Origin of the sequence: Paenibacillus sp. MMS20-IR301, assembly GCF_032302195.1 — a bacterium.
Classification (GTDB): Bacteria; Bacillota; Bacilli; order Paenibacillales; family Paenibacillaceae; genus Paenibacillus_AQ.
On sequence record NZ_CP135275.1, the window covers coordinates 3187281 to 3202057 of the forward strand.

Sequence of the window (14777 nt, forward strand, 5' to 3'; positions counted from 1 at the left end):
TCAATGCATGGCATACTATATTATAGGAGGCTACAACTATTATGCTGCATGTCCCAGGCGTTACCGACTGTTCACCGGCAGAGGTAGGTTATGACGCTTCGAGAATTGCAACCTTGCACACCCACTTTCAGAACCTGATTGACCAGAACAAAATCCAGGCTGCATCCTACTGCGTTTCACGGTACGGCAAAACCTTCATGCATGGCGCACTCGGGCCGCTTTCCTTCCGGGAAGACAAGACTGACCCGCTTTTACCGACCACTATACATAAAATTGCTTCTATTACTAAAGCCGTTGCCTCTGTTGCTGTTGCCAAGCTTGTTGAGGATGGAATTTTCCGGTTTGATACCCCGGTTGGGGAGATTCTGGAGCAGTTCAAGGCAGAGCCGCTGAATAAAATTGATATTTACAGCCTCTTGACTCATACCTCCGGCCTGTATCCTGACTGTGCCCCTGACTACATTCCCTATCATAAATCCTATTGGCAATTGATCGGTGAGTATTTCGCCAGAGTGAACCTGGAGGATGGCCCTCCGGACTGGATCACTGCTGCACTCAGCAACGGTGTGAGCAAAAAGGTCGGCGAGGAATGGCAGTACTGCTCCTTCGGCTTCTGTCTGCTTGGTGAAATTATCAAGAAAGTTACGGGTGTAACCGCTGAACAATATATAGCAGAGCAGATTCTGCAGCCCCTCGGGATGCAGGACACGATGTGGGAGCCGACTCCAGAGCTGGCTCAACGCTTCATCATCCGAAATGAAATGTATGAGCAGCGGCTGAATGATCTAATTAGCGGTAAGACAGCTGATTCCGGGCTATCCCAGCAGGAGAAGCTGTGGCATACCGTTTCCAGTACAGGCGGAGGCCTGGCTTCTACACCTGGTGACCTCATCCGCTTCGCTAATATGCTGCTGGGCATGGGTACGCTGGGCGATACCCGTATTATCGGCCGTAAGACGGTTGAGAAGCTTACTACACGCACCCTTTATGGAGTACCCGACTACTGCTGGGGCGGCTATAACAGCGACCGGAGCTACGGCATCGGCCTGGACATGCGCAGAGGACCGGGCTTCCTCTACTCTTCTACCACCTACATGCATGAAGGTGCAGGTGCCTGCAGTATGGTTATCGATCCCACGGAGCAGCTTGCTGCTGTATGGTTTGTCCCTTTTACCGGGGATAACTGGTATGCGGAAGGCCTCTACAATGTAACGAATATTATCTGGTCAGGACTGATGTAATGAACCGGCTCAGACACAACTGGAATATATGCCGTTCGGTAGCAGATGTGACCTACAAGGAGTGGAGCGCCTACCGTACACATTCCATGGTGTCCATTATCGTAGGCCCTATCTATTTCATGGTACAGTATTTTATTTGGACTGCAGTTTATGGGGATCAGGCGCTGCTGGGCGGCATCACGCTCCCCCAGATGATCCGCTATTTCGGCGCTACCGCGCTGATCGGTTATCTGATTATGGATTTTGCCGACTGGAACTTATCCATGCTTGTGCGTACCGGTAAATTCCTTACCTTCCATCTGCGCCCGGTTCACCACCGTTCCTTCGCCTTATTTCAGAAAATCGGCCACAGGTCACTAGGCTTCCTGTTTGAGTTTTTGCCCTGCCTGTTAATTTTCATCTTTATCTTTGGCGTGGATATGTGGCCGGCCAGCTTTCCTTGGACTCTTCTGTCCGTGGCGCTTGCCTTTCTCATGAATTTCTATGTGAACTATACCATTGGCCTGGCTTCCTTCTGGCTGGTGCAGTCGGCTGGAATCCGAAGCGCGTTTATGCTGGCAGCGGGAATATTCTCAGGTGCACTCATTCCGCTCGATTTCTTCCCGCACTGGCTGCAGGTCATTCAGTTCTTCCTTCCGTTTCAGTACATCGCTTATATGCCTGCTATGGTATTCACTGGCCACTATTCGCTTGGCGGGCTGGAGCTGTCCATTCCCCAGGCAGTCGGACTGCAGGCACTGGCTGTACTGGTTACCTTCGGAGTGAATGAGCTGGTCCGGCGCCTCGCCATGAAGCAGTTTACTGCGGTAGGCGCATAAATGCCCTATGAAAGGACCCTTCAATCGATGAAACGGTATCTGGATGTTTATAAGCAGTGCATGTATTCCGCTCTCCAATCGGCAGCGGCGTACCGGATGAACTTCCTTATCAGCAGTCTGATTACATTGATCGGCAATATTCTGTTTCCGCTGGTGACCCTGCTTATTTACCGGGCAGGCACCAGCTTTCCCGGCTGGACCCTGTACGAGGTACTGCTGATTCAATCGGTATTCACGATGTCAAGCGGGCTGTCCAGCCTGATCTTTGGCGGACTTCTCTGGAGAACGATGTCTTATGTACGTGAGGGGAGCTTCGAGGTAGTTCTGCTGAAACCGCTGAATCCGCTGTTCTATATTGTCGCCACCACCTTTTCCACGGAGAGTGCCGGACTGTTTCTGGGCGGTGCGGCATTATTCATATTCGCCGCTCTCCACGTAGCCGCCATTCCAGCCTTCGGCTGGCTGCAATTCGCCGTGCTGTTCGCCGCAGGGGCAGCCGTTCTGGCCGGAATCTCCCTGATGATGGCCGCGATGTCCTTCAAGTGGGTCGGCAACTCGCGGATGTCCGAGCTTGCGGACAGTGTGCTGAATATCGGCAAATACCCGCTGCCGGTCTTTCCGAAGGCGGTACAGGCGGCTGCCACCTTAATTATCCCCGTGGGGATGATCGGCTTCCTTCCGGCCTCTGCGTTACTTGGCCGGGTGCAGGCCAGCGATTTCATAGCCATCCTGCCCTGCTTCTTATTCTTGGCGGCAGGAGTATGGCTGTACCGGCATATGATCAGATTGTACGAGGGGGTAGGCGGATGACGCCCGTTATAGAGGTGCAGCATTTAACCAAGACGTATACAACATATAAGCGGGGCGCAGGTGCGGGACAGACACTGAAGAGCTTCTTCCGGCGTGAAGAAGTGGTTATCCAGGCTGTGAACGATATCAGCTTCAGCATCGGACGCGGGGAAATCTGCGGTATTCTCGGTCCCAATGGTGCGGGCAAATCAACCGCGATCAAGATGCTCTGCGGGGCACTGTACCCGACCAGCGGAGATATCCGGGTGCTCGGCTATTCGCCGGCGCGGGACCGGAAACATTATGTCAGCCAGATCGGAGCTGTCTTCGGCCAGAAATCCCAGCTCATCTGGGATATTCCCCCGCTCGACAGCTTCAACATGAACAAGGCCATCTACGGCATTCCCGATCAGGATTACAAAGACCGTCTGGAAGAGCTGGCTGTCCTGCTGGACATTACCCATGTAATCGAGAAACCAACCCGCGTGCTCTCCCTCGGTGAACGGATGAAATGTGAATTCGTCATGGCTATGCTCCACCGGCCGGACATTCTGTTCCTGGATGAGCCGACTATCGGGCTCGATGTGATCGCCAAGGCGAAGATCCGCGAGTTCATCCGCCGGATAAACCAGAAGCAGAATATGACCTGCATTCTGACCACCCATGATCTGGAGGATGTGGAGGAGCTGGCCCACCGGGTCATTGTCATTAATCACGGGGACAAGGTATTCGATGATTCGCTTCAGCGGCTGAAGCACTTCCTGGGCGACAAGAAACGGGTAAGCTTTACGTTTGCGGAATCTGCTGAGGGAACGGTCTTCGACAACGCCTACACCCGGGTAATTGAGCGGCCGTCTGCACTGCAGATTACGCTTGAGGTGGATACTGCGCAGATCTCCATCAGTGATTTTCTGGAGAGCATCTCCCGGAAGCACCGCTTCTCCGACATTTCGGTGAAGGAGCTGCCGATCCAGCAGGTGGTGATGAATATATATGAGAGTGGCGCTGCCATGAGCTGATAAGTATGGATCATTGACCCGGGCTTCAGGCAGCTGAAGCCCGGTCTATTTTCACAGCTAAACTATGTATCTAGCCATCATATATGTACTGTAATATTTACCGTCTGACAGAATCCGGTCCTGTTTCAATAAGCCTTCAATCTCAAAGCCCAGACTCTTGTAAAGCCGGATCGCCTGCTCATTCGTTTCCAGGACACCGCTCAGAATGATCTTGGTGATGCCGTTATCATCCGCCCAGGCGATGGATGCCTTGAGCAGATTTCTCCCGATGCCATAACCCCAATACTGCTTCAGCACACCTACCCCGAATTCCACCTTATGCTCGAACCTCTTGAGATCATTGCCCGCACACCGGGAATAACCGATAATCCCGCCCTCTGCCTCCGCAACCAGGCATATATTCCGCGGATGGTCTGTATCCGCCTCGATGATCCGTTCAAACCCTGCTTCGTCAATAAAAGCTTCCCCCGGAATCCGGTCCATATGCTCAGTCTCTCCATCCACCTGCAGCCTTACCCCGGACAGCCGCTTGGCATCCCCTTTGACCGCGGAACGGATCACATAATGAAGCCCCTTGACTTCAAATTCCTGCTTCTTAATAATCATCGTGATTCCCCCTCCCAACATTCCCCATATTCTGCTATGCTAGGATAATCATATGACGAAAATGCAGGAGGCGCAAATTGTAATGGATGCATTTCAATATCAGCTTACTTCTGAGACTTCTATCAATCTGAAATTTGAGTACGGAGGAGAGTACTTCACATTCAGCCTGTACCGGGAGGAGGGCGGATGGGTCCTACACCCCTTTGACGGCATCCTGCTGCGGAATCAGGCCATGTGCGCTCTTGTCGTACAGGAATTGTTCAAGCATAAGCCCTTTCAGGTCATGCTGGCCAAGGAAAATATCCACTTCGATAATATACGTTCTACCATCAATCTCGAGAATGTAAATGCGCCGGTTGCCTCACGCAACGAGCGGGAGGATCGTACCCACCCCGCTGATGACCTGATGGATTTTGTTCAGCAGCACTCGCTTGAAGAGGTCATTGAATATGAGTGTCAGCTTATTGAGGAACGTATCAATTTCTATAAAGAAATTCTGCAGCGCATGTTCATGGACAACCTTGGCCCTTCCGATCCGGAGTTTCAAAAGGTCCAGGATATCGTGCGCATCCATCAATATTCCCTCGATTCATTATCCAGTCTGAACGGCCCGAATCTCGATGCCGGGAGACGCGGAAGATTTTAATTCCTCTTTTGAAAGGCTGGTTCTTATGACGCTCAATCTGATTAAGGGACAAAAATGCAGCTTGACGAAAGACAACCCTCTTCTTTCCCGCATTATCGTAGGGATGGGCTGGCAGAACGCCGGAGCCGGCGTTGAGGTGGATTTTTCCGTTTTTATGCTTACACCTGCGCAGACCGTCACCAAAGATGAGGACCTGATTTTTTACGGCAATCCTTCTAATCCGAATAAGTCCGTGGCTGTACAGCAATCCGGCACCCGAACCTACGCTGGACTAACTGACAATACACAGATCGCTGTTGAGCTTAGACAGGTCCCTGCAGAATATGAACGGATGGCCTTTGCGTTAACAATATATGATTGGGAAAAAAGACAGCAAACCTTCTCGTTATTAGACGGTGTGTATCTGCGGATTATCAATGATGCTGACGGGACAGAACTCCTCCGGTACCCGCTGGGCAGCATGTTCACTGTAGAAACAGCTATTGTTGCCGGAGAAATCTACAGATACAACAATGAATGGAAATTCAGCGCTGTAGGCTCAGGATATGCCGGAGGCTTAGCTGCCTTGTGCCGGAGTTACGGGATTGAGGTTATTCATTCACAGCCGCCTGCTCCACCCGCCGGTACAGTAGATCCATTGCAGCAGCCGCCGCTGATCCTGCCTGAGCTGCGCTCACGGCCTAGACCGGCGGACAATTTGCCGCCCGCTCCCCCGCCATCAAGCCCGGGTTCCATCCTGCTTAAGAAGCGCGGGGAGAAGATCAGTCTCCAGAAAGGGGCTGCGGCCCTGAGTGAGATCCTGATCAATTTGAACTGGCATCAGAACAAATCATCCGGCTGGTTCGGGAGCAAAGGCGTCGATCTTGATCTGGGTTGCCTGTTCGAGTTGAAAAATGGCATCAAAGGCTCTGTCCAGGCACTTGGCGAGTCCTTCGGAAGCTTAAGCAGACCGCCGTATATCTCCCTTGACGGAGATGACCGGACCGGTACCATAGCCACTGGTGAGAATCTGCGGATTAACGGCCGCTATCTTAGTGAAATCAGCAGGATTGTCATCTTCGCCTTCATTTATGAGGGAATCACGAACTGGTCGCAGGCTGACGCTGTTGTGACCATCCGGCAGCAGAGCGGACCGGAGATTGAAGTCCGGCTGGATGAGCATAACAATCACAAGGGAATGTGCGCAATCGCTATGATCCATAATCAGAATGATGAGACCTTCAGCGTGGAGCGGCTCGTAGAATATTTCGCCGGCCATGAGGAATTGGATCAGCATTATCACTGGGGGCTGCGGTGGGAGGCCGGGAGTAAGTAGGTGGCTGGTTGTGGCTGGTTGTGGCTGCTTTAACAATACTATCTATCCGGGCTGGATCCGCAGATTTTGCGTTAAGCGAAATGCCGGCCGAATCGTTACGGACTAACCGCTAGTTAGTTTGAGTAAAATCACATAGTGACCCTCAGGAGGGGGCTCCTTGGGATTAGAATGGAAAGTGGACGACTGTTAACGGACGGAGGGATAATAAGAGCAACGGAGGTGCGTCCCTATGGGAGAAAAACGACAACGGTACAACGAAGAATATAAGAAGCAAACGGTGAAGTTCATTCAAGAACAGACGAAGAGCTTAGGGGACATCGCGCAAGAGCTGGACATTCCGAAAAGTACGCTGCACCAGTGGATGGGGCAATACCGGGAGCTAAAGAATGAACCGGTCGCAAGTATGGATCGGGTACGGGAACTCGAAGCCGAGCTCCAAGAGATGCGCCGTCAGCTTCAGGAGAAAGACACTCAACTTGCTGACACGGAGGAAGAACTAGCGATCGTAAAAAAAGCAGTGCACATCTTCAGCAAACCAAGGAACTAAGATTCCAGTTCATGAAGGACCATCGCTCCGAGTTTCGCTTGGAGAAGATGTGCAATACCCTACAGGTATCCAGGAGCGGATATTACAAGTGGCTCAATGCCAAAGCCAGTTTGCAGGCACTCCGCAAGGCAGCCGTTATGGAGCGAATCCGGTACCATTTTGACGATCATAAAAAACGGTATGGAAGTCCGAAGATCACCCGCCTGCTGCATCAGGAAGGCTATACGGTCACGAAACGCACAGTGAGTGTGTACATGCGAGAAATGAAGCTCCGCTCTATTGTATCTAAGCCATACCGTGTGCAGACGACCGATTCCAAGCATAGCAATCCCGTTGCACCAAACACACTGAACCAAGAGTTTAAGGTGCTTAAGCCCAATACCGTATGGGTCACGGACATCACGTATATCCCTTGTCGTGGAGGTCGCTTATACCTAGCTAGCGTCATGGATCTATGCACGCGAGAAATCGTAGGGTGGCGGCTGTATAACCATATGGAGACGAGCCTGGTCTTAGACGCACTGCAGGCGGCTTACACGGCGAAGCGGCCCGGCGAGGGCCTACTGCATCACTCTGACCGAGGGTCTCAATATACCTCAAAAGAATATGTCGACCAACTAAAGACATACCACATGAAATCCAGCATGAGCCGTAAAGGAAACTGCTACGATAACGCCTGCATTGAGTCTTGGCACAGTATTTTAAAGAAAGAGCTCATCTACTGTAATCCGCGCTTCAAAAACCCGGAACAGGCATATGATGCTATTTTCCAATACATTGAGTTCTATTACAATCGCAAGCGAATGCACAGCTCGCTGGGGTATCTTTCCCCCGCCCGCTTTGCTAAGCAATTCACTAAAAAATCCGTTGCGTGACAGTCTACTTTCTTGACAGAAGTCCACCTTGTGCATGGTTACGGACACAGGAGACCTTATCCCCGCCAAAAGCGCTCATCTGTCTGCCTTACGGACACAGGCGCCTTTATTCAGCTGATCTCACGGTGAAATCGGCTTGGCGAGGGGAAATAAGGGCTGTCAGGTCCGCAAGCCCTGCCTAATGTGCTGTAAAGGCAAAATAAAGGCTGTGGTGTCCGTTGCGGCATGCTGATTACGCTTGAAAATGTACACATCAACTTCTGCAGGCTCATAGCAGTATGGTATCTTTTCCTGCCGCTGCTTCTGCTGCTTTAACTGTAATCGTACAAGTAGTTCATCCACGCACTCTATTTTTCAGACATTCACCAACTACTTATTGAATCCTGTAATGTCTGCGCTATAATAAGAAGCATAGGTTGTGAAGCACACACCGCTTTTAATGCATTATCTATCCGGTTAGATCCGGGGATATTGCGTTAAGGCGGCTTTTTTGTGTGCAGAAGCAATTTTCGCGTGAATACTGAAGGAGGAGCACAAACATGTCAAGATTTGAACAACAGTATGATGAATGGCTAGCCATCAATACGGAGAATGAAAGTAACCATAGACGAAAAGAGCTGCTGGGTAAAGGCCTTGGCCACGGAACAGTAGAGTTCCTCCGCACGGTTTGGTTTCCGGCCATCGGCAATCTGGACCATCTGTACCCGGAATGGGAAGTGCGGGATTTCAGCAACGGATACCGTTATCTGGATCTGGCCTATATGCCAGGAGGCGTGAAAGGCGGGATTGAGATTCAGGGCTATGGACCACATGCCAGGGATCTCGACGTCCGAAGATTCAAGGATCTGTGCCGCAGGCATTGTCTGCTTGCCTTGGACGGCTGGACTTTTCTGCCAATAGCGTATCCTTCCATTGTAGAGGAGCCTAAGCAATGCCAGCAGCTGGTGTTGTCTTTTATCGGCAAGTTCATGGCAACAGATATTGTCTCCACGTTACCTTGTCTGGAGGCAGAATCCCTGCGTTTCGCTAGACGTCTGCTCAGAGCATTCACCCCCTCAGAACTTGCGCATCATCTTAAAATTACCGATCGGCACGCCAGACGCATTCTGAATGAGCTGGTGCAGCTGCAGCTACTGGATGTCGCCAGCGGCGGGCAGCAGCGCAATCGGACGTATCAGCTCAGAGTGTAACTAAGTAACAATGGCAGACTGCCGGCTAGAGCAAATGTTAGTTGAAACGGCAATTCGAACACAACCAGTTGGCAGTTTGGGATGCTGGTACAAATGCTTACGGACACAGGAGACCTTGATATGAACGAAACAGTCAAGCGCCGCAGTAGCAATCCCGTTTTTGGCGCACTTAAACAAACCTATCAATTGACGTCTTTTAGAGGAGGTTCCCTTTTTCCCAAAGGGTTGACGCAGTGTTTAACCTTTCTTCTCAACACATAGGGAGGAGCATGTTCTTAACTTGGAGGCAAAAATCATTCGCTGGTTGGCATCCTGATATTCGTGGGTTTACACATGGTATCTATCCATCTGAAGAGCCTGCCGCTAACTATTTTCGTCCGTCGTTTGCAAGCAAACGGGCACAAAGGTCTTCCGCGGCGTTTCTCTTCACCTTGCTCGATTTTGCCTCCAAGGTAAGTCATGCTCTAGCTTCCCGGTTTTCACTTCCTTTCTTTTAGGGTGGGACTTTTTTTCAGTAACGTAACGTGTGGCCTTGTCGTCCATGTACGGCAAGGGTTATCCGGCAATTAGAGAATCCGTGGCTGGGTTTCGGTCGCCCTTCTCCAGAACTCTGGCAATAGCCCATACAAAGCCGGCAAGCTCCCGGGCAATGGCGGCTACGATTTTCGATTTGTGCTTCCCTTTTCCCAGCATCGTCATGTATTTGCGATGAAGTCGATTTTGTGCCTCAAAGGCCATTCGCTGCACCTCCGGCGGCAGTCCGCTGATTCGCTCCCGCAATTTGCGCCGTACGCCCGGTGAGTGCCGGTAATGGTGGGCCGCTTCGACCAGCACCCGCCGCAAATGTGCATTGCCTGCCTTGGTCAGCTTTCCCTGACTACGGCTCACACCGCTGGAGTGTTCACTGGGTACTAACCCACAGTAGCTCATGAACGAGGGGGCGCTGGCAAACCGCGTCACACTGACCATCTCCGACACCAGTGTGGTAGCGGTGAGTGTGGCCACTCCTCGCAGCGCCTGAAGGGCTTCAATAAGTGGCGCCTGCACATGGGTGTGAGAGAGACGCTCGATCTCTTTTTCGTAACGCCGAAGTCGTTCTGCCGTTTCTCGAATGCTCTCCCGGTATTCCTGGAAGACTATGCGGTGGCAGGAACTCTCGAAGCGGAGGGTATCCAGCCACTCTTCAAAGGCGAAGGTCCAGGCCTTGACCTTGCTTGGAGGGAAGAGCTGCAAACGCAGCAGGAACTTGCCCATGCGCTGCTTGTGGCGGTTCATATCTTCTTTGGCGTCCTCGCGGGCTCGAACGAGATCCCGGAGCGCTTCCTCCTCAGGAGAGGGGATGTAGATCCCCGTTAGTTCGCCAGCCCGAAAGAGTTGAGCCAAGCGAAGCGCATCCCGCTTGTCGGTTTTAATCCGGTCCCCAGCGCGCTGAGGGATAAGAGAAGGAGCAACAACGGTACAGGCAATGCCGGCTTCGAGGAGCCAACGGTGAAGCATGTACCCGGTGGGCCCGGCTTCGTAGCAGACTTCCAGTTCCACTCGGGATTCACCGGAACCTTGCAGTTGATGTAGAAGCTTTAGTATGCGTTCCTTGGTATGTTCAATAATCCCCCAAAAGCGGGGTTCGCCACGGCCCTCATCTGCGATGGCTACAGCAATTTTGGCTTTGGATACGTCTAATCCAATATACTTTTTGGCGATACTCATTAGTAAACCGACTCCTTTTTGTTTGTTAGCTCTGAATTGGGATCTTTGAGCCATTCACTCTTAGGATTTCCAATTTAACCTACGAGATAAACAAATTGCGATGTCGGTTTCGTTCATGATAACTATTCCTGCCAAAAGCTCCCCTCTGCCTGCTTTACGGACACAGGAGCCTTTATTCAGCTCATTTCACCGTGAAACCGGCTTGGCGAGGGGAAATAAGGGCTGTCAGGTCCGCAAGCCCAGCCAAATGCGCCAAAAAGACAAAATAAAGGCTGTGGTGTCCGTTGCGTTCAGCCGCACAGATTCATAGAGTCAAAGTTCGTAGTTAGTTAGCAACTCTGGTGGCGCTGCGGTCAGATACGGAAGCTCATGGAGCCAAGGGTTAGTTTGGGGCCTGATGTGCGTAGCAGTCAGATACGGAGGCTGATGGAGCCAAGAGTTTGTTGTAAAGGGCTGCTTTGGAGTTCTGGTGCGAAGTCGGGATAGGGCCCCCCACAGACAGTACTACGCGCAAACAAAAAATCGCCCCCGGACATTTCTGCCCGGGAGCGTTTTGGTACAGCTTCCCCTGCCTGCCAATCTAATCATTCGCCAGATCGGCGCCATTGGAGGCAATGACTTTCTTGTACCAATAGAAGCTTTTTTTGCGTGTGCGCTCCAGCGAGCCGTTGCCTTCATCGTCCTGATCGACGTAGATGTAGCCGTAGCGTTTACGCATCTCAGAAGTGGAGGCTGAGATCAGATCGATACAGCCCCAGCTTGTGTAGCCCAACAGCTCTACCCCATCGGCAATCGCTTCAGCCATCTGCCCGATATGATGAGCCAGATAATCGATACGGTAATCATCCTGAATCGTGCCGTCTGCCTCCACAACATCAGCAGCCCCGAGGCCGTTCTCCACCACGAATAGCGGAATCTGGTAACGGTCATGCATCTCCTTAAGCGCAATCCGCAGTCCAGTCGGATCAATCTGCCAGCCCCAGTCGGAGGTTCTCAGGAACGGATTCACTAGACCGGACGACAGATTGCCCTCGGTCCGTTCAGTGATACTCTCGTCCGTACTGACCGCTGTAGACATATAGTAGCTGAAGGAAAGGAAATCCACCCGGTTCTCCTTCAGAATTGCCTCATCCCCAGGCTCCATCTTAATACTGACTTCATGCTCTGCCAGATGCCGTTTGATGTATGACGGATAATATCCTCTGACCTGAACATCCGAACAGAACTGGGCCAGCTGGTTCTCAGCCTGCGCCTTCAGCACATCCCCGGGATGGCAGGAATACGGATAGATCAGCTTGCGGGCCAGCATGCAGCCGATCTGGAAGCCCGGATTAATCTCCCTTGCCCGCTTGACCGTCAGCGCACTGGCCATGAACTGGTGATGCAGCGCCTGATAAGCGGTCTGCTTCGGATTCTCTTTCCCTTCAGTCAGCACTCCTGCCCCCAAATAAGGAAAGCGGATAGCCGCATTGATTTCATTAAAGGTCAGCCAATACTTCACTTTGTCTTTATAGCGCAGGAAGACAGTGTCCGCATACTTAAGGAACAGCTCAATCAGCTCGCGTGATTCCCAGCCGTTGTAACGGGTAACCAGCTCCACCGGCATCTCGTAGTGGGAGAGCGTCACCAGCGGCTCAATGCCGTATTTATGCAGCTCAGCAAAGACATTATCATAGAAGCGCAATCCGGCTTCATTAGGCTCCTGCTCATCCCCCCGCGGGAAGATCCGCGGCCAGGAGATCGACAGCCGGAACACTTTAAAGCCCATTTCCGCGAATAAGGCTATATCCTCTTTGTAACGGTGATAGAAATCAATGCCTCTGCGCTTGGGGTAATTCCCCTCCTGCTCATCCAGGGCAGCGGCCGCAAGCTCCGCTCTGGACATACTGAGGGCGTGCTCCAGAGCAATGCGCTGTCCCGGCGGAACGTATTTGACCACATCTGCGGTAGACAGCCCTTTGCCGTCCTCGCAGTAAGCACCTTCAACCTGGTTGGCTGCAACCGCTCCGCCCCACAGGAAATTGTCCGGGAATTGGTTAGGCATCGGATAAGCCTCCCTTTTCATTTAGTTTGCTGCGGCTGCTGTCTTAGACTCAGCCTGCTGCTCCAGCTCGAAAGCTTCGGCATCGGCCTTTTTGAAGAACGGATAGTAGATGGCAAAGCTCGCGACGATCATCACCAGCTGGAATGCGGATACACGCCAGCCCCCGTTCATCCAGCCATTCACCAGCACCGGAATACCCAGCGGAACCTGGATACCGTGCAGAACCGGCAGAACTCCAATCGAAGTCAGTAGGATTGCCAGGCCGCTGCTCACCAGCGGTGTCACAATGAACGGGATCATGAACCGTACGTTAAGCACCAGCGGCATTCCGAAGATAACCGGCTCGTTAACTCCAATGATGCTAGGGATGATGGCAAGTCTGCCCAGCGTTTTGTACCGGGTTGATTTTGCAAACAGCATGGCAATGATCAGACCCAGCGTGGCCCCCGCACCGCCGATCAGAACATAGACCGGGAAGAACGGTGAACCGATAATATTCGTGCCTTCTACACCTCTCTGGTAAGCATCCAGATTCTCTAGTCCAAGCGCTACCCAAATAGGGCCTACTACAGAGTACACCACGAGTGTTCCGTGAACACCGAAGAACCAGAGCAGATGGATCAGGAAGATACAGATCAGCATCGCCCACCACGTACCTCCAAGGCTCGTCAGCGGCAATTGGATAATGGAAAAGACAAATTCATGCATGTTCCCGTATTTCGTTGCTCCAAAAATCGCTGTCAGAATCAGCATCACGAATACAATAATGAAGCCGGGCGTCAATGCGGCAAAGGATTTCTCAACCGTCGGCGGAACACCCTTTGGCATTTTGATATACACTTTTTTCTCCAGCAGGAAAGTATAGAGCTTGCCGACAATGAGGGCAATAATAATAGCTACGAACAGCCCCTTGGCTCCCAGCCAGGAGTAACCGAAGGCTTTGGTGGCACCATCATCGAGCAGTCCCTTCGGAGTAACCAGCAGAAAGCTCATCAGTGCCAGAATACCGGCAGAGAATCCCTGCTGCTTAAGCTGTACCGCAAAATTGTAAGCGATGGAGAACACCGCATAAAGAGCGATTAAATCTGTTGTGATTGTTGCCGGAATTGCCGTATATGTCTTCAGGCCGGTACTTTCCAGGAAGTTCTGGTAAGGCTCCAGCTTCAGTGCATTGATCAGGGAAAAGATTGCACCCAGGATCAGGATCGGCATCAACGCCATCAAGCCGTTTGAGATCGCACTGATATAATTATTTTTTTGAATCTTGGTACTGGCTTTCTGAATCTTGACTCTCCATTCTGCGCCGCTGGCCATGAACTAAGCCCCCTTCTCCATAAGTTCAATTGCTGTTTCCAGCACTTTATCCCCATCCATCATTCCGTAGGCCATCATCTCAATTGTCGTTACCGGAATGCTAGGATATTCGGCAGCCAGATCCCCTTCAGCATGGCCCATCTGCGGCCCCAGCATAATAATGTCGAACGGTGCCTGGTCAGCAATATCACTCTCCGCTACTGCATCGATGACAACCTCAATTCCCTTGGCGCGCGCTGCATCCTTCATGCGTTCCACCAGCATACTTGTTGAGAAGCCGCCTGCACAGGCGAGTAGAATTTTTTTCATAATTAGTTCACCAGACCTTTCAATTGTTGTTCCAGCGCCTTGCGCTCCTTCACTTCTTCAATCAGTTCCACAGCCAGCTCACGAACCGTCAATGCGTTCATCAAATGGTCCTGTGCGTGAATCATCAGCAGTGTGATTTCTGTTTTCTCGCCGCGGCCTTCGGCCTGGATCAGACCGGTTTGGACTTTATGCGCTTTGGTCAGACTCAGCTTCGCATTCTTGATCATTTCTTCTGCTTCTTCAATATTGCCTGTACGTGCGGTGCGTACCGCTTTAAGGCTGAGACTCCGGGCTTCCCCGCTGCTCGCGATAATCTGCATAATTGTTTGTTCATAATCCATGGTTTCTTCACTCCTG

At 51.7% G+C, this 14777-nt stretch carries 15 protein-coding genes; 9 read left to right on the plus strand and 6 right to left on the minus strand.

Annotation, left to right across the window (positions count from 1 at the left end; translation table 11 throughout):
• The first annotated feature begins 41 nt into the window (after window positions 1-41).
• The 4 genes from LOS79_RS14035 to LOS79_RS14050 are packed head-to-tail and all read left to right on the plus strand — an operon-like array spanning window position 42 to window position 3867.
• On the plus strand, window positions 42-1241 hold the full coding sequence (locus LOS79_RS14035) for a serine hydrolase domain-containing protein (protein ID WP_315420748.1): 1200 nt from the start codon (window positions 42-44) through the stop codon (window positions 1239-1241).
• Window positions 1241-2059, plus strand: a complete 819-nt coding sequence (locus LOS79_RS14040) for an ABC transporter permease (RefSeq protein ID WP_315420750.1) — start codon at window positions 1241-1243, stop codon at window positions 2057-2059. Before LOS79_RS14035 ends, LOS79_RS14040 begins: the two co-directional genes overlap by 1 nt.
• Window positions 2060-2869, plus strand: coding sequence for an ABC transporter permease (locus LOS79_RS14045; RefSeq protein ID WP_315420753.1), 810 nt, complete (start codon window positions 2060-2062; stop codon window positions 2867-2869).
• A complete protein-coding gene (locus tag LOS79_RS14050) occupies window positions 2866-3867 on the plus strand; it encodes an ABC transporter ATP-binding protein (RefSeq protein ID WP_315420755.1) in 1002 nt (333 codons plus the stop codon). Before LOS79_RS14045 ends, LOS79_RS14050 begins: the two co-directional genes overlap by 4 nt.
• A gap of 57 nt (window positions 3868-3924) precedes the next feature.
• On the opposite strand, the gene LOS79_RS14055 is transcribed toward LOS79_RS14050, so the two are convergent.
• Entirely contained in the window at window positions 3925-4473 is a 549-nt protein-coding gene (locus tag LOS79_RS14055; RefSeq protein ID WP_315420757.1) for a GNAT family N-acetyltransferase, read from the minus strand.
• 82 nt (window positions 4474-4555) lie between these two features.
• Here LOS79_RS14055 and LOS79_RS14060 point away from each other — a divergent pair, with 82 nt between their 5' ends.
• From LOS79_RS14060 to LOS79_RS14080, 5 genes are all read left to right on the plus strand, one after another.
• Window positions 4556-5119 (plus strand): hypothetical protein, encoded by a 564-nt coding sequence (locus tag LOS79_RS14060; protein ID WP_315420760.1) that lies wholly within the window; start codon window positions 4556-4558, stop codon window positions 5117-5119.
• Window positions 5120-5144: 25 nt separating this feature from the next.
• A complete protein-coding gene (locus LOS79_RS14065) occupies window positions 5145-6434 on the plus strand; it encodes a TerD family protein (RefSeq protein WP_315420762.1) in 1290 nt (429 codons plus the stop codon).
• 229 nt (window positions 6435-6663) lie between these two features.
• Complete coding sequence (locus LOS79_RS14070) at window positions 6664-6981, plus strand: transposase (RefSeq protein ID WP_315416277.1); 318 nt, start codon at window positions 6664-6666, stop codon at window positions 6979-6981.
• 11 nt (window positions 6982-6992) lie between these two features.
• Window positions 6993-7856 carry an IS3 family transposase gene (locus LOS79_RS14075; protein WP_315416278.1) on the plus strand — a complete coding sequence of 288 codons (864 nt, stop codon included), beginning with the start codon at window positions 6993-6995 and terminating at the stop codon, window positions 7854-7856.
• Between the two features lie 539 nt (window positions 7857-8395).
• Window positions 8396-9046, plus strand: coding sequence for a transcriptional regulator (locus tag LOS79_RS14080; protein ID WP_315420764.1), 651 nt, complete (start codon window positions 8396-8398; stop codon window positions 9044-9046).
• A 555-nt stretch (window positions 9047-9601) separates the two neighbouring features.
• Here the strand turns inward: LOS79_RS14080 and LOS79_RS14085 are convergent.
• The 5 genes from LOS79_RS14085 to LOS79_RS14105 all read right to left on the minus strand — a co-directional run bounded on the left by LOS79_RS14085 (window position 9602) and on the right by LOS79_RS14105 (window position 14761).
• On the minus strand, window positions 9602-10753 hold the full coding sequence (locus LOS79_RS14085; RefSeq protein WP_315411724.1) for an IS110 family RNA-guided transposase: 1152 nt from the start codon (window positions 10751-10753) through the stop codon (window positions 9602-9604).
• Between the two features lie 580 nt (window positions 10754-11333).
• Window positions 11334-12797, minus strand: a complete 1464-nt coding sequence (locus tag LOS79_RS14090; protein ID WP_315420767.1) for a glycoside hydrolase family 1 protein — start codon at window positions 12795-12797, stop codon at window positions 11334-11336.
• A gap of 21 nt (window positions 12798-12818) precedes the next feature.
• Entirely contained in the window at window positions 12819-14111 is a 1293-nt protein-coding gene (locus tag LOS79_RS14095) for a PTS sugar transporter subunit IIC (RefSeq protein ID WP_315420769.1), read from the minus strand.
• Between the two features lie 3 nt (window positions 14112-14114).
• Window positions 14115-14420, minus strand: coding sequence for a PTS sugar transporter subunit IIB (locus LOS79_RS14100; protein ID WP_315420772.1), 306 nt, complete (start codon window positions 14418-14420; stop codon window positions 14115-14117).
• Window positions 14421-14422: 2 nt separating this feature from the next.
• On the minus strand, window positions 14423-14761 hold the full coding sequence (locus tag LOS79_RS14105; protein ID WP_315420775.1) for a PTS lactose/cellobiose transporter subunit IIA: 339 nt from the start codon (window positions 14759-14761) through the stop codon (window positions 14423-14425).
• Between the last annotated feature and the right edge of the window lie 16 nt (window positions 14762-14777).